Annotated in this window: 22 protein-coding genes; 14 read left to right on the plus strand and 8 right to left on the minus strand. The window is 62.5% G+C overall.

Annotation, left to right across the window (positions count from 1 at the left end; genetic code table 11):
* The first annotated feature begins 117 nt into the window (after positions 1 to 117).
* Positions 118 to 2,307: an anthranilate synthase gene (locus tag AC1DOG_RS00640; protein WP_477926440.1), complete on the plus strand. Its 2,190-nt coding sequence runs from the start codon at positions 118 to 120 to the stop codon at positions 2,305 to 2,307.
* Between the two features lie 191 nt (positions 2,308 to 2,498).
* On the opposite strand, the gene AC1DOG_RS00645 is transcribed toward AC1DOG_RS00640, so the two are convergent.
* Positions 2,499 to 3,179, minus strand: coding sequence for a GNAT family N-acetyltransferase (locus AC1DOG_RS00645; protein WP_477926441.1), 681 nt, complete (start codon positions 3,177 to 3,179; stop codon positions 2,499 to 2,501).
* Positions 3,180 to 3,602: 423 nt separating this feature from the next.
* Between AC1DOG_RS00645 and AC1DOG_RS00650 the strand changes: the two genes are divergently transcribed.
* The 3 genes from AC1DOG_RS00650 (at position 3,603) to AC1DOG_RS00660 (ending at position 5,086) form a co-directional block, all read left to right on the plus strand.
* On the plus strand, positions 3,603 to 3,839 hold the full coding sequence (locus tag AC1DOG_RS00650; RefSeq protein WP_018897325.1) for a hypothetical protein: 237 nt from the start codon (positions 3,603 to 3,605) through the stop codon (positions 3,837 to 3,839).
* An 8-nt stretch (positions 3,840 to 3,847) separates the two neighbouring features.
* Positions 3,848 to 4,528 carry a DUF2161 domain-containing phosphodiesterase gene (locus tag AC1DOG_RS00655; RefSeq protein ID WP_477926442.1) on the plus strand — a complete coding sequence of 227 codons (681 nt, stop codon included), beginning with the start codon at positions 3,848 to 3,850 and terminating at the stop codon, positions 4,526 to 4,528.
* A 333-nt stretch (positions 4,529 to 4,861) separates the two neighbouring features.
* A complete protein-coding gene (locus AC1DOG_RS00660; protein WP_477926443.1) occupies positions 4,862 to 5,086 on the plus strand; it encodes a hypothetical protein in 225 nt (74 codons plus the stop codon).
* A gap of 23 nt (positions 5,087 to 5,109) precedes the next feature.
* On the opposite strand, the gene AC1DOG_RS00665 is transcribed toward AC1DOG_RS00660, so the two are convergent.
* Positions 5,110 to 6,078, minus strand: coding sequence for a GlxA family transcriptional regulator (locus AC1DOG_RS00665; RefSeq protein ID WP_477926444.1), 969 nt, complete (start codon positions 6,076 to 6,078; stop codon positions 5,110 to 5,112).
* Positions 6,079 to 6,173: 95 nt separating this feature from the next.
* Between AC1DOG_RS00665 and AC1DOG_RS00670 the strand changes: the two genes are divergently transcribed.
* The 3 genes from AC1DOG_RS00670 to queF all read left to right on the plus strand — a co-directional run bounded on the left by AC1DOG_RS00670 (position 6,174) and on the right by queF (position 8,245).
* On the plus strand, positions 6,174 to 6,671 hold the full coding sequence (locus tag AC1DOG_RS00670) for an isochorismatase family protein (RefSeq protein WP_477926445.1): 498 nt from the start codon (positions 6,174 to 6,176) through the stop codon (positions 6,669 to 6,671).
* A gap of 194 nt (positions 6,672 to 6,865) precedes the next feature.
* Positions 6,866 to 7,780, plus strand: coding sequence for a CDF family cation efflux transporter EmfA (gene emfA / locus AC1DOG_RS00675; protein WP_477926446.1), 915 nt, complete (start codon positions 6,866 to 6,868; stop codon positions 7,778 to 7,780).
* Positions 7,781 to 8,245 (plus strand): preQ(1) synthase, encoded by a 465-nt coding sequence (gene queF / locus AC1DOG_RS00680; protein WP_477926447.1) that lies wholly within the window; start codon positions 7,781 to 7,783, stop codon positions 8,243 to 8,245.
* Positions 8,246 to 8,261: 16 nt separating this feature from the next.
* On the opposite strand, the gene AC1DOG_RS00685 is transcribed toward queF, so the two are convergent.
* The gene (locus AC1DOG_RS00685; protein ID WP_477926448.1) at positions 8,262 to 9,053 is read right to left on the minus strand and encodes a glycosyltransferase family 25 protein; all 792 of its coding nucleotides are present in this window, start codon (positions 9,051 to 9,053) and stop codon (positions 8,262 to 8,264) included.
* A 312-nt stretch (positions 9,054 to 9,365) separates the two neighbouring features.
* Between AC1DOG_RS00685 and AC1DOG_RS00690 the strand changes: the two genes are divergently transcribed.
* A complete protein-coding gene (locus AC1DOG_RS00690) occupies positions 9,366 to 10,307 on the plus strand; it encodes a sialate O-acetylesterase (RefSeq protein WP_477926449.1) in 942 nt (313 codons plus the stop codon).
* 66 nt (positions 10,308 to 10,373) lie between these two features.
* On the opposite strand, the gene AC1DOG_RS00695 is transcribed toward AC1DOG_RS00690, so the two are convergent.
* A complete protein-coding gene (locus AC1DOG_RS00695; RefSeq protein ID WP_477926450.1) occupies positions 10,374 to 11,204 on the minus strand; it encodes a DUF2076 domain-containing protein in 831 nt (276 codons plus the stop codon).
* A 264-nt stretch (positions 11,205 to 11,468) separates the two neighbouring features.
* On the opposite strand from AC1DOG_RS00695, the gene AC1DOG_RS00700 reads away from it, so the two are divergent.
* The 5 genes from AC1DOG_RS00700 to leuA all read left to right on the plus strand — a co-directional run bounded on the left by AC1DOG_RS00700 (position 11,469) and on the right by leuA (position 16,269).
* Entirely contained in the window at positions 11,469 to 12,053 is a 585-nt protein-coding gene (locus tag AC1DOG_RS00700; RefSeq protein WP_018897336.1) for an ATP-dependent Clp protease proteolytic subunit, read from the plus strand.
* Between the two features lie 309 nt (positions 12,054 to 12,362).
* A complete protein-coding gene (locus AC1DOG_RS00705; protein ID WP_477926451.1) occupies positions 12,363 to 13,541 on the plus strand; it encodes a benzoate/H(+) symporter BenE family transporter in 1,179 nt (392 codons plus the stop codon).
* Between the two features lie 45 nt (positions 13,542 to 13,586).
* Positions 13,587 to 13,991, plus strand: a complete 405-nt coding sequence (locus AC1DOG_RS00710; RefSeq protein ID WP_477926452.1) for a VOC family protein — start codon at positions 13,587 to 13,589, stop codon at positions 13,989 to 13,991.
* A complete protein-coding gene (brnA, locus tag AC1DOG_RS00715) occupies positions 13,972 to 14,157 on the plus strand; it encodes a type II toxin-antitoxin system BrnA family antitoxin (protein WP_477926453.1) in 186 nt (61 codons plus the stop codon). Before AC1DOG_RS00710 ends, brnA begins: the two co-directional genes overlap by 20 nt.
* A 402-nt stretch (positions 14,158 to 14,559) precedes the next feature.
* Positions 14,560 to 16,269: a 2-isopropylmalate synthase gene (leuA, locus tag AC1DOG_RS00720; RefSeq protein WP_477926454.1), complete on the plus strand. Its 1,710-nt coding sequence runs from the start codon at positions 14,560 to 14,562 to the stop codon at positions 16,267 to 16,269.
* 272 nt (positions 16,270 to 16,541) lie between these two features.
* On the opposite strand, the gene AC1DOG_RS00725 is transcribed toward leuA, so the two are convergent.
* The 4 genes from AC1DOG_RS00725 to AC1DOG_RS00740 form a co-directional block, all read right to left on the minus strand.
* A complete protein-coding gene (locus tag AC1DOG_RS00725; protein ID WP_477926455.1) occupies positions 16,542 to 17,384 on the minus strand; it encodes an anti-sigma factor family protein in 843 nt (280 codons plus the stop codon).
* Position 17,385: 1 nt separating this feature from the next.
* A complete protein-coding gene (locus tag AC1DOG_RS00730) occupies positions 17,386 to 17,892 on the minus strand; it encodes an RNA polymerase sigma factor (protein ID WP_477926456.1) in 507 nt (168 codons plus the stop codon).
* A gap of 173 nt (positions 17,893 to 18,065) precedes the next feature.
* Positions 18,066 to 18,626 (minus strand): tetratricopeptide repeat protein, encoded by a 561-nt coding sequence (locus AC1DOG_RS00735; RefSeq protein WP_477926457.1) that lies wholly within the window; start codon positions 18,624 to 18,626, stop codon positions 18,066 to 18,068.
* Positions 18,627 to 18,773: 147 nt separating this feature from the next.
* On the minus strand, positions 18,774 to 19,682 hold the full coding sequence (locus tag AC1DOG_RS00740) for a metallophosphoesterase family protein (protein WP_018897345.1): 909 nt from the start codon (positions 19,680 to 19,682) through the stop codon (positions 18,774 to 18,776).
* Between the two features lie 122 nt (positions 19,683 to 19,804).
* On the opposite strand from AC1DOG_RS00740, the gene AC1DOG_RS00745 reads away from it, so the two are divergent.
* Complete coding sequence (locus AC1DOG_RS00745) at positions 19,805 to 20,242, plus strand: NUDIX domain-containing protein (protein WP_477926875.1); 438 nt, start codon at positions 19,805 to 19,807, stop codon at positions 20,240 to 20,242.
* Positions 20,243 to 20,256 lie beyond the last annotated feature (14 nt).

The following is a 20,256-nucleotide window of genomic DNA, read 5'->3' on the forward strand; positions in this document are numbered from 1 at the left end:
CTAAGGCGGCCTCGACCAATCGTGTCCAAAGACGACGATGAGCCGCCCGGAAAACACCAGGCGGCTTTTTTTGTTTTTAAGGCCGCCTGTCATCCGGGCCGATAACGGAGTGAAGCAATGGTAACGATCATCAGGGATGACGGAGCGGAGATTTACGAGACCAAGGGTGGCATCACGGTCACGCGGCAGCGCCGGGCGATCCCTTATGCCGACGCGGTCTCCTCCTATATCGACAAGCTCGACGAGCGCCGCGGGGCGGTGTTTTCGTCGAACTACGAATATCCGGGCCGCTATACGCGCTGGGATACGGCCGTGGTCGATCCGCCGCTCGGCATCTCCTGCAACGGCCGTAAGGTCTGGATCGACGCCTATAACGAGCGCGGCGAGGTCATTCTCGGCTTCGTCACCGAGCGGCTGAAGACGATCTCCGAGCTCGAGCTCGGCGCGGCGACCAAGCGGCGGCTCGATCTCACCGTGAAAGCGCCGGACCGGGCGTTTACGGAAGAAGAGCGCTCGAAGATTCCGACTGTTTTCACCGTGCTGCGCGCCGTTACCGATCTCTTCTATTCGCAGGCCGATGCCAGCCTCGGTCTCTACGGCGCCTTCGGCTACGATCTGGCCTTCCAGTTCGACGCCATCAACCTGAAGCTCAYGCGTCCCTCCGACCAGCGCGACATGGTGCTTTATCTCCCTGATGAGATTCTGGTCGTCGACAATTACTCGGCCAAGGCCTGGATCGACCGCTACGATTTCGAAAAGGGCGGCCTGACCACCGAGGGCAAGGCCGGCGATATTCCGGCCGAGCCGTTCCAGCGCACCGACACCATTCCGCCGAAGAGTGATCACCGCCCCGGCGAATATTCCGAGCTGGTCACGAAGGCGAAGGAAAGCTTTCGCAAGGGCGACCTTTTCGAGGTCGTGCCCGGGCAGAAGTTCATGGAGCGTTGCGACAGCAAGCCTTCTGATATTTCCAAGCGCCTGAAGGCGATCAATCCGTCGCCTTATTCCTTTTTCATCAATCTCGGTAACCAGGAATATCTGGTCGGCGCTTCGCCGGAGATGTTCGTGCGTGTGTCGGGCCGCCGCATCGAGACTTGCCCGATTTCGGGGACGATCAAGCGCGGCGACGATCCGATCGCCGATAGCGAGCAGATCCTGAAGCTGCTGAACTCCAAGAAGGATGAGTCCGAGCTCACCATGTGCTCGGACGTCGACCGCAACGACAAGAGCCGCGTCTGCGAGCCGGGTTCGGTCAAGGTCATCGGCCGCCGGCAGATCGAGATGTATTCGCGTCTCATCCACACCGTCGACCATATCGAGGGACGTCTGCGCGATGACATGGATGCCTTCGACGGCTTCCTGTCTCACGCCTGGGCGGTTACCGTCACCGGTGCGCCGAAGCTTTGGGCCATGCGCTTTATCGAGAGCCATGAGAAGAGCCCGCGCGCCTGGTATGGCGGGGCGATCGGCATGGTCGGGTTCAATGGCGACATGAACACGGGGCTGACGCTGCGCACCGTGCGCATCAAGGACGGGATCGCGGAAGTCAGGGCAGGGGCGACCTTGCTCAACGATTCCATCCCCGAGGAAGAAGAAGCCGAAACCGAACTGAAGGCGTCCGCCATGCTCTCCGCCATCCGCGATGCCAAGGCCGGCAATACGGCCAAGGCCAGCCGCGACGTCGCCACTGTGGGCAAGGGCGTCAAGATCCTGCTGGTCGACCACGAAGACAGCTTCGTGCATACGCTGGCCAATTATTTCCGCCAGACGGGCGCCGAGGTTTCGACCGTGCGCTCGCCGGTGCCGGAAGAGATTTTCGACCGGCTCGATCCCGATCTCGTCGTGCTGTCGCCCGGCCCTGGCAACCCCAAGGATTTCGACTGCAAGGCGACGATCAAGAAGGCACGCGCCCGCAACCTGCCGATCTTCGGCGTCTGCCTCGGCTTGCAGGCGATCGCCGAGGCCTATGGCGGCGAGCTGCGTCATCTGGCACTGCCGATGCACGGCAAGCCGTCTCGCATCCGCGTGCTGGAGCCGGGCCTGGTATTCTCCGGCCTCGGCAAGGAAGTGACCGTCGGCCGCTACCACTCGATCTTCGCCGACCCCTCGACCCTGCCGCGCGATTTCATCATCACGGCGGAGAGCGAGGATGGCACGATCATGGGCATCGAGCACGCCAAGGAACCGATCGCGGCCGTGCAGTTCCATCCGGAATCGATCATGACGCTCGGCGGTGACGCCGGGATGCGGATGATCGAGAATGTGGTGGCGCATTTGTCGCGGAAGGCGAAGACGAAGGCGGCTTGAGGGGATTTCTCTTCTCCCCGGCGGGGAGAAGATGTCCGAAGGACAGATGAGGGGGCGAGCGAAGCGAGGCTTTGAGCGCATACGAAAAGCTGTGGTTTACGGGGTGCCGTGAGGCCCCCTCATCCGGCTGCCGCCACCTTCTCCCCGTTGGGGAGAAGAGACTCGTGGTGGGCCGCTCTCTCCCTCTTTCCTCACCCCCGCCGCTGCACAATCGTCACATTCATCCGGCTGCGCAGCCTGAAACCCAGCTGCTCGTAGAGCGCGATCGCCCCCGTGTTACTCGCATAGGCGTGCAGAAACACCTCTTCACCGCGCGCCGCGATCTCGCCGGCGACGAAGCGGAAGAGGAGGGTGCCGAGGCCGCGTTTCTGGAAATCGGGGTGGGTGCAGAGGCCGCTCAATTCGGAAAGACCGGGGTGGCGCATGCGCTGACCGGCCATGGCAGACAGGCGGCCGTCGATCTTGATGCCCCAGAAGGTGCCGAGGCGCTGGGCGCCGAGCGTGAAGGGGCCGGGTTTCGTCAGTAGCGCCAGCGCCAGCATCTCTTCGGCATCGTCAGGTGTCAGCGGCACGATGCTCATGTCGTCGATGCGTTCGTAGGGTCGGTCGCCGATCATCTGCACGAGCGTGCTTTCGATCAGCACATCGTGGCCATCAGGGATGATGATCGGGCCGGCTTCGACCAGCGCCATGATTTCGCCGGGCGCGGAAAGGGCGGCCAGCGCTAACAGGCTCTCCGGCGTGTCGTCGCGCGGGGCGGCGAAGGGGACGATCGAGGTGGGGTAACGCATCGCGAGCGGGCCGCCTTCTGCGAGATCGGCATGCACCGTCAGAAGCGCGTTCCAGGCGGGACGGTCGAGGCTGTGGGTCACTGGTGGTTCTCCCTGGTCGCGTTGTGGGCGTATCCGGGACGCGGACCGGTCCGACGCACTTTCACTCAATTTAGAGCTGTTTGCCGGTCAATGCCATCATGTCGATCGCTTCAATTTCCGCTCTTTGGAGTCTGCTGGGAGGGCCGCGGCTTGGTTTGCCAGGGCTGTGGGTGTGATGCCCCCCTCTGTCCTGCCGGACATCTCCCCCACAAGGGTGGAGATCGACTCGTGGTTTGCTCCCCATCCAAACGTTGATGTCGGAGCGAGTGGCCGCGCCCAGCCAATCTCCCCACTTGTGGGGGAGATGCCCGGCAGGGCAGAAGGGGGTAACGCAGCCTCGACCCATGCTTTCATCCAACCACACCATTGACATCCGCCCCCAAATCAGAACGTTTCAGGAACGATCAATCGGGAATCCTGCGCGTGTCTACTGGTGAAAAGTTTATCGTGATCCCTTACCGCAGCAATCGCGGCAAGCTGGTGCCGGGCGAGATGCGGCAGGCGTCGAATCCGATCAGCGCGGAGAAGATCGCGTCCGCCATGTCGGAGCGCTTCGCGGGCGTTGCGGCCTATGCGATCACCGTCGACGAAGAGACCGGCGACATGCTGTCGCCACGGCTCTTGGCGCAGTTCGGCGAGATCGCCGATCTCAACCCGTAAGGGTTACGATGGAGACCTCGCTCTATCTGCCGGTGAAGGCCTTTCTGGAGACGGCGGGGTATGTCGTGAAGGGAGAGGTCGCGAGCTGCGATGTCGTGGGCTTGAGCGAAAGTGAGCCGCCGGTCGTGGTCGTTTGCGAATTGAAGATGTCGTTCAATCTCGAGCTTATCCTGCAGGCGGTCGACCGGGCGGCGATGGCCGATGAAGTCTGGATCGCGGCAAGGGTCTCGGCCAAGGGGCGGGGGCGGGAGGCGGACAGGCGCTATCGCGATCTCTGCCGGAGGATGGGGATCGGCATGCTCGGGATATCCGATACCGGCGAGGTCAGCGTGATCGTCAGCTCCGTATCGCCGATGCCGAGGACCAACCCGAAGCGGCGGACGCGGCTTGTCAAAGAGCATCGGAAAAGACAGGGCGACCCGGCGCTCGGCGGTGCCACGCGCTCGCCGATCATGACCGCCTACCGGCAGCAGGCGCTGATCTGTGCCTCGGCGCTGCAACAGGGGCTGGTGCGGCCGCGCGATATGAAGACATGGGTGCCGCAGGCGGGGCGGATAATGCTCGACAATGTCTATGGCTGGTTCGACCGGCAGGGGAAGGGCGTCTATGCGCTGAACGAGGCCGGCGAGGCGGCGCTGCTGCGCTGGCCGCAGACGGTGGTGTTTGGTGGCGATGAGGGTGAGGAGTAGGGGTTGCAAGCATTCGGACCGGTTTTGGCCCATTGCGGACGTCTTCGTCAGGAACGTTTCGCCGCGTAGCCCCCTCACCCTACCCTCTCCCCGAGGGGAGAGGGGAAGAGACCGCAGAGGGTGCCGCTTTCCCCTTCTCCCCGGCGGGGAGAAGGTGCCCAAAGGGCGGATGAGGGGGCTCCGGATGCTGAGTTAGCTGCATCCACGGGTCACTTGCGCACGAAGGCGCGAACCTCAGTCCGCGATTACATATCTGCGTTGCACAATAAGCAGTACGCGTTTGCCTAAAACAGGAGCATAAAGCGCGCAGTGCCGCACGTAAGGATATTTGCCATGGATTGGTTTCCCATAGTCTTCGTGATTTTCAAGGTTCTCGCGTTGGGCACGGGAATGTACTTCGCCATCAAGTGGCACTACGACCAGGTGGATAAGCTTGAGAGAGGCTCGGTACTGCTCGCGGGCGGCAAGATCGCGGGAGCTTTCGTGCTGGCGCTCTTGGGCGTTGGGGTTGTCGCCTTCGTCATGAGCAGCATGCTTGGTTTGGACCTGGGTCTCTGACGGCGACCTAGGCGCAAAACTAGCTAGGATTTTCCCGACAACAGCGAAAGCGCGGCACCGGGAACCCTTTGGTGCGCCAGCCATTGCACCGGCGTCACGCCGACTTCGATGCGGAATGCCGCGCGTAGTGCATGGGCGTCAGGGAAACCGCTGCGCAAGGCGACGTCGTCCAGCCCGCGTACGCCGGCCACCAATAGTTCCTTCGCTCGTGCCACGCGAACGCGTCTTATCCATTCGCCGAGACTACCTCCGGTACGGGCCCGGATATGGCGTGTCAGGCTCCGGCGGCTCATGTTCGAGCGTTTGGCCAGTTCATCCAGTGAAGGCGGCGCGATGGGATCGGCGCGTAGGCCTTCGAGAAGTTCGGTCACTCGCCGATCGGCAGTCGATCCGATGGCTGGTCGCTCGATCAGTTGCGGTTGTCCGCCCGCGCGCTGAGGGGCGACGACGAGATGGCGAGCGATGCGGTTTGCTTCACCGATCCCGCAAATCCGGCCAAGCAGATGCAGGCAGCAATCCAGACCCGAAGCGACACCGGCGGACGTCAGGACGCGGCCTTCGTCCACGAACAGCGCGGCCGCATCGACCGTTACATGCGGATAGCGGGCCGCGAAGGTTTCCGCGTGCGCCCAATGGGTCGTTGCGCGCCGCCGATCCAGCAGTCCGGCCTCGGCAAGGCCGAAAGCCCCGAGGCACAAGCCCACGACGATGGATCCTCGAGCATCGGCCGCCTTCAGCTTGGCAACGATATCAGGCGATACGGGCTCGTCCACGCTGCGCCAACCCGGTAAAATGACGATATCGGCGCCATCGACGGCTTCCAGCCTATGGGCGGCCTCGATAATCATGCCGCCGCTCGTGTTTAGCCGGAACTGATCAGAGCACACTTGAACCTGATGCCCACCCGCAAGGAGCGCCTCGCCAAACACGGCCAGCGGCGTGGACAACATGAAGGGGCTGATATGGTCGTAAGCGATGATGGTGATGCGCATTGGCCCGATTTACACGATAAAAGGCAATCAGGCCACTCAACGGCGACGAAATCGGATGTCATCACTGTGGGCGAAACATCAAATGGAGCCTCCTGATGACCCGCACCCTTCTCGTGATCGACGTTCAGAACGACTATTTCCCCGGCGGCGCGCTGCCGCTCTGGGAGGCCGAAGAAACAGAGAAGCGGGTCGTCGAAGCGATCCGGCAAGCACGCGCAAGGGGTGACGGGATTGTTCTCGTTCGGCACGTGTCGACAGCGCCTACGGGCCTTTTTGCCGCCGGCGGCCATGGCGTTGAGATCCGCCCGGCTGTTCTGGCTGCGGCTGGCGATGCTCCGGTGGTGACGAAGCAGTATGCGGACGCATTTCAGGAGACGAACCTCGCAGATCATTTGAAGGGAACGACGGAATTGCTGATCTGCGGGATGATGACGCAGAACTGCGTGGTGTTTACGGCATTGTCACGCGCTGCGGAGGACTTCCAGATCAAGGTGATCGACGATCTTTGCACCGCGCCTTTGGAGGTCGTCCACCTGATCGCCTTGAGTGCCTTGCGGTCCAAGACGCAGGTGATCCATTTCTCCGAGGTTTGAGGCGCGGCCAATCAGCCCGTCGACCTCCTGTCGGCACTTCCACTTTGACAAATCGCCATTTCTGGCCCATATCCCCCGCAACAGCCGCCTGCGCGATTTTCGCGCGGGCGGTTTTGCGTTTGAATGGCGTTGTTTCTGCAATTCGTTCGCATCCGCACAGGCATTTGGACATCTAAGAAGGCAGAGGGACAGAGATGAGCGAACAGGGAAACCTTACGGTTCGGAAGCTGGCATTCTGGGGCATTCCGATGTCGCTTGGCGTCATGGGGCTGAAGATGGTGGCATGGTGGGTCACGGGGTCGGTGGCGCTTTTGTCCGACGGGCTGGAATCGACGGTCAACGTCGTGGCCGCCTTCATCGCCTTCTTCGTGATCCGCTATGCGCAGAAGCCGGCCGACCATGACCATCCCTTCGGGCACCACAAGGCGGAGTATCTCTCGGCGGTTACCGAGGGTGTGCTGATCGTGGTCGCCGCTCTTTTGATCGTCAACGAGGCGGTGGGGCATCTCGCCGATCCGCGCATGCTCGAGGCGCCGGTGCTCGGTCTCGCCATCAACTTCGCGGCCGGCGTGATCAACGCTGTCTGGGCGCGGCTTCTGATCACCACAGGGCGCAAGTATCGCTCGGCGGCGCTGACGGCGGATGGCCAGCACATTATGTCGGATGTCGTGACTTCCGTCGGCGTGCTGATCGGCCTGCTGCTGGCGCTTGCCACCGGCTATGCGATCTTCGACCCCATCCTCGCCATTCTGGTCGCGATCAACATCCTCTATCAGGGGTGGAAGGTGATTTCGCACTCGATCGGCGGTCTCATGGACCAGGCGGTCGAGCCGCAGGAAGAGGAGGCGATCAAGGCTGCGATCGCCACGCATGCGACGGGTTCGCTCGGGGTGCATGATCTGAAGACGCGTCGCGCCGGCGCCGTCACTTTCATCGATTTCCATCTTGTCGTGCCGGCCGCAATGTCTGTAAGGCAGGCGCACGATATCTGCGATCGCCTTGAGGATGCCATCCGCGCCGTGCATCCGGGCTCCAGCATCGCCATTCACGTCGAGCCGGAGGGCGAAAAGGCCCACGGCATCCGCGTTAAAGTCATCAAGGAGGCTTGAATGCCCAATACAGACGTCTCCAGCCTGTCCATGCTGGGAAATCAGACCGAAGCGCCGACCTCGCCCGAGACGGCGGTGCTCGAGAAGGTGCCTGCCAGCAATGCCGGCACCGATTATGTCGTGCGCTTCACCGCGCCCGAATTCACCTCGCTCTGCCCGATGACGGGGCAGCCGGATTTCGCCCATATCGTCATCGATTACATCCCGAACGAATGGCTGGTGGAATCCAAGGCGCTGAAACTCTTCCTGCACTCCTTCCGCAACCACGGCGCCTTCCACGAGGATTGCTCGATCTATATCGCCAAGCGCATCGTCGAGCTGCTCGATCCGAAGTGGCTGAGGATCGGCGCCTACTGGTATCCGCGCGGCGGTATCCCGATCGACGTGTTCTGGCAGACCGGCAAGCCGCCCGAGGGCGTTTGGCTGCCCGACCAGGGTGTCGCGACCTATCGTGGTCGTGGTTGATCGGCTGCGGCTGAGTTTAGTCGGCTGATTTGGCGGGATCGGCGGGGAAACTCGCCCTTTCCATGCGCAGCGGGCGCTTCTCGCCGCCAAGCCAGCCACGGATGAGGTTGCGGGCCTTGATCGCCTCCAGCTTCATCCTGAGCAGGTTCTTGCGCAGCTTGCTCGGCGTGAAGGCGCGGTCGATCGACTTGCGGATGAAGGCCGCTTTGTCGGCGCTGCCGTCGAGGAACTGCATCTGGATGACGGGGGCGGGCTCGATCTGGTAGGCCTTCAGCCAGGCGCGGTGCCACATATAGGCGTCGAGCAGGCCGTAGGTTTCGGTATCCTTCAACATGCGCGCGGCGGCACGCGGGCCGATGACATAGCCGGCCGTGCCGACGCGGTTCTGAAACACGCGACGGGCGCTATAAGTGCCGTCGGTCCAGAGCGGATGTTTCGCGACGATATGATCGCGCGGCGCGAATTCCAGATCGTAGGCGATATCGTCGCCATCGGGGCGCGCCTCGATGCTTGCCAGCGCGTCGGCGAAGCTCTCCGACAGCACGGCGTCGTCTTCCAGGATCAGCATCCGCTCACCGCTATCGATGATCCTACGCCAGGCGATGCGGTGCGACGTGAAGCAGGCGACGTCTTCGCGCAGCGTCGGGCTCGGCCAGCTGTCGGCAGCCTTCTGACACTCCTCGGGCGTGAGGTCGCGGGCCTCGAAAGCATCCAGAAACTCGAAATTCAGGCCCAGCGCCTGCATCTGCCGCGTCTGAAAGCGACGCCTTGTTTCCTCGGCCTTGCGGCTGATGATGAGGGTTTTCAATGCTCTGTCGTCCGCTCTGCGTTTCGTGAAGTCAGTGATCGCGGCGGACCATATCGATGCCGGGGGGGCTTATCAATCGGTCGCGGGCCGCATGCACCGAAAGCTTGCATAAGGCTGCGTTGCGACAACGACGCCACGGTCAAGTTAGGATTGCATCGATCGCCTCGTTCATTCGTAGGAGCCTCATCCTATCGGGGTAATTGCAGTCCTGAGTTTCATATCTAGTGTGGCGGAGGACAATTTCAGCGAGTGGGCAATTGCGAGCGGCGGTGCCCACGGTCAGTCACACGGTTTCACATATTGGGTGTTCGGATGCTTCGAAATCTTATTTTCGGATGTGCCGCATTGCTTGCGGTTTTTGTCTCCGGCGGCATGAGTGCCAAGCACGAGATGTTTCCCTGGCCCCAGCTTTCGGCGCTGAAACACCGATTTGCCGCGCCTGAGGCGGCGCCGCCTAGCCGCTACACCTTCGACGACAAGGAGCGTCTCATTGGAGACGAAACGAAGACGGCGGTCGCATGCCCCGCCCAGACCGATCGCACCGCCGTTCTCCTGGTGCTCGGCCAATCGAACGCGGCCAATGACGGCGGCCAGCGGCACCGGTCGCAGTATGGCGAGCGGGTGATCAATGAGTTCGATGGCCATTGCTTCACCGCCGCATCGCCGCTCCTCGGCTCGACGGATACGAAGGGCGAATACTGGACCGGGATCGGCAATTCGCTGATCGCATCCGGGCGGTACGACAATGTCGTCATTGCGCCAGTTGCCTATTCCGGCTCCGAGGTAGCTCGGTGGGCCGATGGCGGCGATATCAACCCGGTACTCGTCGACAGCACGAAGAAGCTTCACGACGCGGGCTATCGCGTGACCAACGTGCTTTGGGTGCAGGGCGAGGCCGATTTCGTCCTGGGCACGAGCACGCAGGCCTATGAACAACGCTTTCTGTCGATGGTCGGGACGCTACGTGGGCTTGGCGTCGCAGCGCCCGTCTACATCTCGGTGGCGACCAAGTGCCTCGAGCCCCGGAATGGCGGGCTGAAGCAGCATGCCGTGGATAATCCGATCGAGCGGGCGCAGCTTGCCTTGCCGAAGAGCGGCAACGGCATCGTGCAGGGCGTGAACTCGGACGCGCTGCTCAATGGCGACGACCGCTACGACGATTGCCACATCGGCGGCTCGGGCGCCGAGAAGGTTGCGGCTGCATGGCGCGATCTGCTGCTCGCCGGTCCGCAGTTGCAGGCGTCATCGCAATAAGGGGGCGCAAAGCGCTGGTTTGGTGGGGCCGCTTCAGCGCGGCCCCTGATGCGTTCGCGGCGGCCGTCAGACGTTGAAGCTGTCGTCGTTGCCGAAGTCGGACTGATCGTCGAAATTGTCGCCGTCGTTGTCGTAATCGGCCTGCTGCAGGCCGCTGTCGTCATTGTTGTCGCTGTTATCGGCGACGTTGTTGTCAGCGACGTGGCGCGTGTTGTCGGCGTCGTTGGAGGCCTGCTGGCTGCCGCCGTCATTGTTGTAATAGTTGTTGATGACGGTTTCTTCCGTCGGTGCGCTTGATGGCGTGGCACCCGAGCCGAGGCCGAGCGAAGACATGTGGTTGCCGCTGAAGATGCCGCTCAGTGAATTGGCGAGCAGCATGCCGCCGGCGACACCGGCCGCCGTGCCGAGCGCGCCCTGCAGGAAGCTGCCGCCGGCGGATGGGGCGGACGCCTGCTGGCTCCAGGGGCCGGAGGGTTGCTGCTGCATGCGTGGGGCGGTGTCGAAGCCCTGGTTTTGCTGAATCTGCTGGCGCGGGGCGCTGCCCCATGGGCCGATTGGTGCAGCGTCCGAAGCTGTCGGTTGTTGGCGCGGCTGCGGCGGCTGGCTGCTGCCGAAGATCGAGGAGAGGAAGCCACCGCCTTGCTCGGCCTGATGGTTTTCGCTCTGGTTCGCCTCAAGCTGGCGGACGCGTTCTTCCAGCTCCTTGATGTGACTGGCGGCGGCCTCGAGGCCCTTCTCCTGCACGATCACGGCCTGCGCCAGATAATAGGCCGCGTATGGCTGTTCGCGGGTGCTTTGCTCGACCAGCTGTTCGGCGTCGCGGTCGCGCGGCGTTGCGGCTGCGGTGCGGACACGCTCGAAAAGGGCGGTCAGGAGTTGGCGTTCTTCGGGTGACATCGGCTGTCTCCTTTGCTGCGTGCTCGCATATGGTCTCAAGTGGATCGCTTGAGAAGGACGTAGGAACGGATTGAGACTTTTCAAAGCCTCCACAAGTTACATTTCAGTAAGTCTGCTCAGAAGCCTCGTAGGTATGCTGGTCCCCAGACATTCCGGCCCTAACCATATCTTCACCCGTTCCGTGGCTTGTCTTTTTCACGCATTGTTTTACGCATTGAGTCGCACTATGTGCGGGGAACCCGAATTTACGTGAGAGAGGTTCGAATGAACGACGAAGACCAGGACGACAAGACGAAGGAACTGCCGCTCGGCAAGGAAACGGAGGCGAACCTTTTCAAGTCGCGTTCCATCTTCATCTATGGACCGATCAACCAGGAACTGGCGCAGAAGGTCTGCTCGCAGCTCGTGGCGCTTGCCGCGGCCAGCGACGAAGACATCCGCATCTACGTCAATTCGCCCGGCGGCCACGTCGAATCCGGTGATTCGATCCACGACATGATCAAGTTCATCAAGCCGAAGGTCTGGATGATCGGAACCGGCTGGGTCGCCTCTGCCGGCGCGCTGATCTATGTCGCCGCCCCCAAGGAGCAGCGCCTTTGCCTGCCCAATACCCGCTTCCTGCTGCACCAACCCTCGGGCGGCACGCGCGGCATGGCGTCCGACATCGAAATCCAGGCACGCGAGATCATCAAGATGAACGAGCGCCTGAACAAGATCATGGCTGACGCCACCGGCCAGTCCTACGAAAAGATCGCCGCCGACACCGACCGCGACTACTGGCTCTCCGCCGAGGAAGCCAAGGCCTACGGCCTGGTCTCGCGCATCGTGACGTCGCAGAGCGACATCTGATCGGATTGAGATAGAAGCGCCCTCGTTTGCCGGATGGTGGGCGAGGGCGCTTTTTTTGTTTTTGTGGGGTATTGCTTTCCCTCATCCCGGCTTTGTACCGGGATCCAGCCACGGCGCGTCTGCGCCGTGAATGAGCTGCTTCAAGTTATTTGCCGCAAAAGAGTCTTCTCGCCGCGCGGACGCGCGTCGGCTGGATTCCCGCCACAAGGGCGAGAATGAGGGAGGTGGGGGAGGCAACCGGCCCATCTGGCCTTGTGCCCCCGTTTGCGATACGGCTGCATGACGCCATTCTTCGCTCCGAGTCCCCCCATGCTTAAAGACTTTTCCGTGCAGGCCCTGTTCATGGGCGTTCTCACCGCTTTCGTCGGTTTCGCCAGTTCGTTCGCCGTCGTGCTGCACGGGTTGCAGGCGGTCGGCGCGACCGAGGCGCAGGCGGCTTCGGGGTTGATGGCGCTTTCGGTCTCGCTCGGGATTTGCGCGATCATGCTCAGCGTAACCTCCAGACTGCCGATCAGCATGGCTTGGTCGACACCAGGGGGCGCGCTTCTGGCTGCGACCGGTGTGGTCGAGGGCGGGTTCAACGCGGCTGTCGGGGCCTTCATCATCTGCGCGTTGCTGATCGTTATCGCGGGACTATTCAGGCCGCTCGGGCGGGCGGTGGCGGCTATTCCGGCGCCGCTGGCCAATGCGATGCTTTCGGGCGTGCTGATCGGGCTCTGCTTCGCGCCGGTCAAGGCGGTTGGGTTCAATCCGTTGCTCGGGCTGCCGATCGTGCTTGCCTGGATTGTCGTCGGCGCCTTCAAGCGGCTCTGGGCTGTGCCGGCCGCGCTGGCGGCCTTCGTGCTGGTCGTGGTTTTCGGCGTCGATGTGCCCGTGGGCGCGCTTGATACCGTCAAGCGCTCGCTGGTGCCGACGGTCGAATTCGTCATGCCGGTGTTCAACGTGCCGGCCTTCGTGTCGATCGCCTTGCCGCTCTTCATCGTCACCATGGCCTCGCAGAACATTCCAGGGATCGCGGTCATGAAGGTCAATGGCTATGAGACCAAGCCCGGGTCGCTCTTTGCCTCCACCGGCTTCTTCTCGCTTCTGTCAGCACCCTTCGGTGGCCATGCCGTCAATCTGGCGGCAATCACGGCGGCCATGTGCGCCGGGCCGGACGCGCATCCGGATCCGAAGCGGCGCTATTGGGCGGTCATCGTGTGCGGTATCTGCTATCTCATCCTCGGGCCGCTTGCGGGAGCCGTCACCGCATCGGTGGCGCTGGCACCGCCGATCTTGATCCAGGCGGTGGCCGGTCTTGCGCTGGTCGGTGCCTTCTCGGGCTCCGCCATGGCCGCCTTCCAGGCGCCCGATACGCGGGAAGCAGCGGCGATCACTTTCCTGGTGACGGCATCAGGCGTCTCCTTCGGCGGCATCTCCGGCGCCTTCTGGGGGCTGCTGGCCGGTGGGCTGATGATGGCGTTGCAGCGATTTGTGAAATCGAGGTAGCATATCGGCCACAATGACGGCGTTTTGTCGCCTCGGAGGTGGTCGATGCGCTTTGTGAACCCGATAGCCTTCGTTCGCGACATCGATCTGTCTCGGGCTTTCTACCGCGATATCGTCGGACTTATCGTGCGTGAGAATTTCGAGCATTTCGTGCTGTTCGATACCGGCTTCGCGATCCATGATGGCAAGGCGCTGGCGCGGACGGTCTGGGGACAGGTACCGGCCGAGACAACGCCTTATGGACGGCAAAACCTGCTATTGTATTTCGAGCACCACGACATCCATGCCGCTTTCTCAGCGATCGGGCCGCAGGTAGAGCTTATCCATCCGCTGGAGCGTCAAGCATGGGGACAGCATGTCTTTCGCTTCTATGATCTTGATGGGCACGCAATCGAGATCGGCGAGCCGATGAATTTTGGAGAAAGCCGTGATGAAGACCATTTCGGCTGAAGAACTCGACAAGAAATTCGACGACGGCGAGGATATCAGCGAATATCTCGACTGGACGACGGTCCGCGGGCCGGGCCAGGAACTGACACCTGTTGCCTTCGATCTGACCGTCGATGAGTTGCGTGCGCTGGATGCCGAGGCGAAGCGGCTTGGGGTGTCGCGGTAGGATCTGATTCAGCTTTGGATCGCTGAGCGTCTTTCGTCCGTCGGGCAGCGCTGAATTCGTGCAGCTGGCAAAAAGATGGGCAGGCACTTGCCAGTTTTTCGCGCGGCGGCTATACAGGCCGGCATGAAGAGCACGGGCATCATGATTTCTGAGCAGATTGCACGCGGGCGTATCGCCCTGCGCGACAATACGCGCGCCCTGACCTCGCTTCTTCTCCTCGGCCTTACGCGCGGTTGCCGGGTCCGTTGAGGAGCGCCCGGCGGCCCAAAGCCCGCCGGCCATAGCTCCTCTTCACATATCCCAAAAATCGATCAACCGGACGCTTTGCGCCGGATTCGTCATCGCCAACAGGCAGGCCATGCGCTATGACGCGGCCAGATGACGGGAATAGGAAGAGAAGACATGGACACGAAGACCCGCTCCCACGGCATGCCTGACGCGGCGATGAAGTATCGCCCTTATCCGCAGGTCAACATCCCCGATCGCACATGGCCGACCAAGACGCTGACCAAGGCGCCGATCTGGTGTTCCGTGGACCTGCGCGACGGCAACCAAGCCCTGGTTGACCCGATGGGTCACGACCGCAAGGCGCGGATGTTCCAGCTGCTGCTCGACATGGGCTTCAAGGAAATCGAGATCGGCTTCCCGTCGGCCTCGCAGACCGATTTCGACTTCGCGCGCTGGTGTGTGGAGCAGGGCAACGTTCCCGACGACGTGTCGCTGCAGGTGCTGGTACAGTGCCGTCCCGAGCTGATCACGCGCACCTTCGAAGCCCTGGAAGGCGCCAACAAGCCGATCGTGCATTTCTACAACTCGACGAGCGAGCTGCAGCGCCGCGTGGTGTTTGCCAAGGATGTCAACGGCATCAAGCAGATCGCGGTCGACGCGGCGAAGATGATTTCCGACATGGCGGCCAAGGCCGGCGGCGGCTATCGTTTCGAATACTCGCCGGAGAGCTTTACCGGCACCGAGCTCGAAGTGGCGCTGGAGATCTGCAACGCTGTCATCGGCGAAATGAAGCCGACGCCCGACAACAAGCTGATCATCAACCTGCCGTCGACCGTCGAAATGGCGACGCCGAACGTCTATGCCGACCAGATCGAGTGGATGTGCCGCAATCTCGACAATCGCGAAAACCTGATCATCTCGCTGCACCCGCATAACGACCGCGGCACCGGCATCGCCGCCGCCGAGCTGGCCTTGCTGGCCGGCGCCGACCGTGTCGAAGGCACGCTGTTCGGCAATGGCGAGCGCACCGGCAATGTCGATGTCGTGACGATGGCGCTCAACATGTTCACGCAGGGTGTGGATCCGGAGATCGACTGCTCGGATATCGTGCGCATGAAGGACGTGTTCGAATATTCGAACCAGATGCCGATCGGCGAGCGCCATCCTTATGTCGGAGAACTGGTCTACACGGCCTTCTCCGGCTCGCACCAGGATGCGATCAACAAGGGCATGAAGGCGATCAAGGTCGCCAACCACCCGGTCTGGGAAGTGCCGTATCTGCCGATCGATCCGCAGGATGTCGGCCGTTCCTATGAGGCGATCATCCGCATCAACTCGCAGTCCGGCAAGGGCGGCATCGCCTATATCCTGCAGCAGGATTACGGGCTCAACCTGCCGCGCAACCTGCAGGTGGAATATCGCGAGGAGATCCAGCGGATCACCGACGAAGAGGGCAAGGAACTGCCGTCGAAGCGGATCTACGACCACTTTATCGAGCGTTACGTGACGCAGCCGAAGGGCCGCATCAAGTTCGTCGATCACCAGACCTTCGCCGATCCCGAGCGCAAGGGTGTGCGCGTGGTTTCCGCCGAGATCACCGATAACGGCGTGACGAAGACGATCGAAGGGCGCGGCAACGGTCCGATCGACGGCTTCATCAATGCGCTCTCGGAGTATCTCGGGGTCGAGATGGCGGTGCAGGATTATTCCGAGCACTCGCTGCAGCACGGCTCGAATGCGTCCGCCATCTCGTATGTCGAGACGTCCTATCCCGGCGGCAAGCTCTTCGGCGCCGGCATCAGCACCAACATCGTCGGCGCATCGCTGGAAGCGATCGTCTCGGCGGCGAACCGGGTGCTTGATGTGAGGGCCGGCAAGGCCTGATTGCAGGCTGGTTAGTGGCGGCGAGTTCTTCGCTCGCCGCTATCGGCGGTGCCGCGACATCCCCATCATCTCCTCATCCCGGCCTTGTGCCGGGATCCAGCCGACGCGCGCCTGCGCGGCGAGAAGAGTCTTTTGCGATCAAGGACTTGATCGCGCTAGATCCCTGTGACATCGCCCGGGCAAAGCCTGGGCACAGGGATGAGGGTGGAGAGGTTTGCGGCGAGACACCAGGCAGCGAGCACGTTGACCGCCGCTTTTGACGGCGCCTTATCTCAAATCGCGGTGGCGATCTGCATGGCGAGTTGGCTGAGCGACGCCTCGGAGGAGGGGCCGATCAGCATGTAGGAGGTGCCGGCATTGTGCCAGGTGACCAGGCCGATCTCGTCGCGGATCGTTTCCTTAAATTCCTCGGCGTCTTCAGGCTGGTTGTCCTTGCGGAAGGCGATGGTGGCGAGGTCGCCGTCCGAGCTGGTGTAGACCAGCTGGCCGACCGGGCGGCCGTTTGCCAAGGTGACGCGGGCGCCCTGGAAGGTCCATCCCTCGGAGACGAGATCGGGGACGCGGAAGGCGACGCCGACGGTTGTCGTGAGCCAGGTGGAGATTTCTTCCGGCTGCGTGGCCGGGACTTCGAAGATGTGGCGCGGCTGGCGGGCGAGCAGGCGCTGGTTGGCGAGCATGTCGCCCAGCCATTCCGTCGTTTCGCTCGCCTGCGCGGCATCGACGGCCTGCGCGGTCTGCGCCGCGGTATGGCCGGTGCCGACGATATAGCCGATGCCGCAGCCGGCGATGAGAAGCACGATGCCGGCCACCAGCGCCTGCGGGCCTGACGGCGCGAACTTGAACGGCTGGCGCGACTGGCGCGGCGCGACCGGGGCCTTGGGCGGCTGCACGCTCTTGATCGAGCGCACCAGCGCCAGCGGAACCGGCTCCTTCAGGATGTCGTCGAGCCGGCGCTTGCCGAAATCGGCGCCGTTGCGCAGCTTGTCGTAGATCCGACGCGCGCCATCGTCGGTTGCCAGGCGCTGTTCCAGCTCGTGCTTCTGCTCGGGCGTCGTCTCGCCATCGAGAAGGGCGGTCAGCTGGGCATCGAGCGGCAGTTTCTTGAAGTCGAGCAAATCAGAACCTGTGGGGATGATCGTCGGCGAGGCTGGCGAAGTGCAGTTTCGCCTGCGCCAGTTGCGACATGATGAGGGTGGGGGCGACGCCCATGATGTCGCCGGCCTGCTGGTAGCCATGGCCTTCGATCGACACCAGCAGGAAGGCGCTGGCGATGCCCTCGGGCATCTCCGCGATCATCCGGTGGATCGCGTCGGAATCGATGATAGCGGCGCGGTCGCGCGTGGCGGTGCGGATATCGGTGACGTTGGTCTTGTTGACCGCATGCGGCTTGCGCTTGCGGTGGTCCTCGCTCCATTGCTGACGCATCAGCGTGTAGACCCAGCTGTCGAGCCGGCCTTCGCCCTGCCATTGATTGCTCTTGGCAATCGCGCGCTGACAGCCGGCCTGGACAAGCTCGTCGGCGCCCGCCGCATCACCCGCGAGCGTCATCGCGAACCGCCGCAACCGGGGCAGAAGACCCACTAGATCGCGTCTGATGTCGATGGTCGTCACAGGTTGACGCATGGTTTTCCCAAGGTGAATGCCTGGTATCGGGAGCCGTTACGGATCCCTGACCTGGCGCATGTGCGAATTATATCGTCTCTGTGTCCTTTATGAAACAAATCGCCGCTGCTTCGCAAGCAAAAGGCCACTTATCTCACGGGTTCCCAAAGCTTTTTTCGGGTGATCCCTCGGGCTCAATAGGTCCTGTAGCCGTGGAGCGACTGGAGGAGCGAGCGGTAGGCCCACGTGTTCTCGCCGCCGCGGTCGCGGATCTCGACCAGCTGCACGCGCGCGCCTTGCTCATCACCCTGTTCCATCAAAGCTTGGCCCATATATGACCGTGCGAGAATATAGTTCCCGTCGGCCTGCAGCGCCTTGCGATAATAGGACATGCCAAGCTCCATCCGGCCGGCCTTGCGGTTGGCGTAGCCGAGATAGTTCAGGATGCGCGGGTCGTTCTGATTACGGGCGAGGTTGAGCACGGTGATGGCGTTGTCGTACTGGCCGGCATAGGCGAATTCGCGGGCGGCCTTGTAGAGATCGTCGTCGTTGAAGGTCTGCTTGTTCGGCGTGACGCATTCCTTCTTCTTCTTGTCCCAGACCTTGCCGTCGGCGCACTTGGTGGTGGTTTCGGTCTTCGGCGGCGGCTTGGTTTCGTCGCTCTCTTCGCCGGCGGCGAAGGCGGGGGCAGAGAAGGTGAGGGCGAGGCAGCCGGCGAGCGCCAGGCCTCGGAGCGTACGGGTCGTGGATGGCATGCGACGTCTCCGAATATAAGATCGCTAATATAAGGAGTGTACGCCTAGATCGGGAAATACCAAGAGGCGATCGGTTGCGATTTATGGTTTTTCGCCTGAGTTCGCGCAGTGATTCAACTTGCCGCGAAACTGATTCCGCAAACGGCGCTAAAGCCTGAAGATATCGACGCTTTCCGGGTTGATGTCGTCGCCCGAGGGGCTGAGGCTGAAGCGTTCGCCCTTGAGGCTCCAGGCGCCGGGGGAGCCGTCGATGCTGAAGAGATTGTAGGCGGCGGGTGGCTTGGAGCCGCCGGGGCCTTGCGAGCCCGAGGCGATGCCGACGACAGGAACCGGGCCTGTCTGGCCGCGCAGCCAGTGCACCGTGTTCAGATGCGTGTGGCCATGCAGCACGAGCTCGGCGCCGCCGGTGGAGATGACGGCGGCGAAACGGCGGATGCCGATCATGCGCTTGTGGAAGGATGTGGCGCCACGAATGGGCGGATGGTGGATCATGACGACGCGAAACAGCCCGGCTTCGCCGGCGGCGCGCAGCATGTTCACCGTCTCGCGGGCCTGTCGTTCGCCGAAGAAGCCGCTGGCGGCGAAGGGTGGCGTTGCCACCGCCGTCGAGCAGCCGACGATCGCGACTTTTCCGCGAATGCGCAGATAGGGGAAGATGTGCTTGTTTTCCTGCCATTCGGCAGGGGCGAGATCGCCGCGCACGTTATCGTACCAGGCGCGCATCGATTTTTCGTAGGCGCCGGGCACATAGGCGTCGTGATTGCCGGGGACGACGGAGTAGTCCTTGGGATCGCCGAGTTCGCGCAGCCAGCCGGCGGCGGCGCGGATTTCAAGGCCGCTTGCGAGATTGACGAGATCGCCTGTGATCGCCATGTGATCCGGCTGCTTTTCGCGGATATCGTCGAGCAAGAGATCCAGCGTGCCGCCGAAAAGGTGCTTGCGCCGATTGCGATGCCAGTTCACAAAGCCGGTGATACGCTTGGAAAAGAGTTCACGGAAAGAGATGTGGGGCAGCGGCCCGAGATGGACGTCTGAAATGTGCGCGAGCTTGAACATGGGTGCACACATAGCTCACGGCAGCCGTATTTCAAACACATCTCCTCGCACATCTGCTTGAACGGATTGATGGAATTGGAAGACGCGTGAAAGAAATCCGCCACTGGCAATCGCGCCTGATGATGCGCGTGGTGCATATCTACTTCGCCTTCGCGCGCGGAATGACCATGGGCGTGCGCGCCGCCTGCTTCGACGACAGGGGCTACGTGTTTCTCGTGCGGCACAGCTACGTGCCCGGCTGGCACATGCCGGGCGGCGGTATCGAGCGCAACGAGACGGCCGAGGACGCGCTCGTCAAGGAGCTGCGCGAGGAGGGCAATCTCGTGATTGTCGGCCGGCCGGAGCTCGTTCAGGTTTATCTCAATACCTCAGCCACGCGGCGCGACCATGTCGTGTTCTACCGCGCCAAGGTCGAGCAGACGGCGCCGAGGGCGCCGGACCGCGAGATCGTCGAATGCGGCTTCTTTGCGCTCGACGCGCTGCCCGAGGGGACGACGGCGTCGACGCACCGTCGTCTTGCGGAAATTGCCGGGGAGCGGCAGCCCGACCAGGTCTGGTAGGCTGGGCGGCTTAG

This window comes from Rhizobium sp. 01N48 (assembly GCF_056399145.1).

Bases quoted from the DNA above. Each gene is read 5' to 3' on its own strand.
- AC1DOG_RS00655 (WP_477926442.1), top strand. From the start codon at position 3,848: ATGGAGACCTCGCTCTATCTGCCGGTGAAGGCCTTTCTGGAGACGGCG.
- AC1DOG_RS00660 (WP_477926443.1), top strand. From the start codon at position 4,862: ATGGATTGGTTTCCCATAGTCTTCGTGATTTTCAAGGTTCTCGCGTTG.
- AC1DOG_RS00665 (WP_477926444.1), bottom strand. From the start codon at position 6,078: ATGCGCATCACCATCATCGCTTACGACCATATCAGCCCCTTCATGTTG.
- AC1DOG_RS00670 (WP_477926445.1), top strand. From the start codon at position 6,174: ATGACCCGCACCCTTCTCGTGATCGACGTTCAGAACGACTATTTCCCC.
- emfA (WP_477926446.1), top strand. From the start codon at position 6,866: ATGAGCGAACAGGGAAACCTTACGGTTCGGAAGCTGGCATTCTGGGGC.
- queF (WP_477926447.1), top strand. From the start codon at position 7,781: ATGCCCAATACAGACGTCTCCAGCCTGTCCATGCTGGGAAATCAGACC.
- AC1DOG_RS00690 (WP_477926449.1), top strand. From the start codon at position 9,366: ATGCTTCGAAATCTTATTTTCGGATGTGCCGCATTGCTTGCGGTTTTT.
- AC1DOG_RS00695 (WP_477926450.1), bottom strand. From the start codon at position 11,204: ATGTCACCCGAAGAACGCCAACTCCTGACCGCCCTTTTCGAGCGTGTC.
- AC1DOG_RS00700 (WP_018897336.1), top strand. From the start codon at position 11,469: ATGAACGACGAAGACCAGGACGACAAGACGAAGGAACTGCCGCTCGGC.
- AC1DOG_RS00705 (WP_477926451.1), top strand. From the start codon at position 12,363: ATGCTTAAAGACTTTTCCGTGCAGGCCCTGTTCATGGGCGTTCTCACC.
- AC1DOG_RS00710 (WP_477926452.1), top strand. From the start codon at position 13,587: ATGCGCTTTGTGAACCCGATAGCCTTCGTTCGCGACATCGATCTGTCT.
- brnA (WP_477926453.1), top strand. From the start codon at position 13,972: ATGAAGACCATTTCGGCTGAAGAACTCGACAAGAAATTCGACGACGGC.
- leuA (WP_477926454.1), top strand. From the start codon at position 14,560: ATGGACACGAAGACCCGCTCCCACGGCATGCCTGACGCGGCGATGAAG.
- AC1DOG_RS00730 (WP_477926456.1), bottom strand. From the start codon at position 17,892: ATGCGTCAACCTGTGACGACCATCGACATCAGACGCGATCTAGTGGGT.
- AC1DOG_RS00735 (WP_477926457.1), bottom strand. From the start codon at position 18,626: ATGCCATCCACGACCCGTACGCTCCGAGGCCTGGCGCTCGCCGGCTGC.
- AC1DOG_RS00740 (WP_018897345.1), bottom strand. From the start codon at position 19,682: ATGTTCAAGCTCGCGCACATTTCAGACGTCCATCTCGGGCCGCTGCCC.
- AC1DOG_RS00745 (WP_477926875.1), top strand. From the start codon at position 19,805: ATGCGCGTGGTGCATATCTACTTCGCCTTCGCGCGCGGAATGACCATG.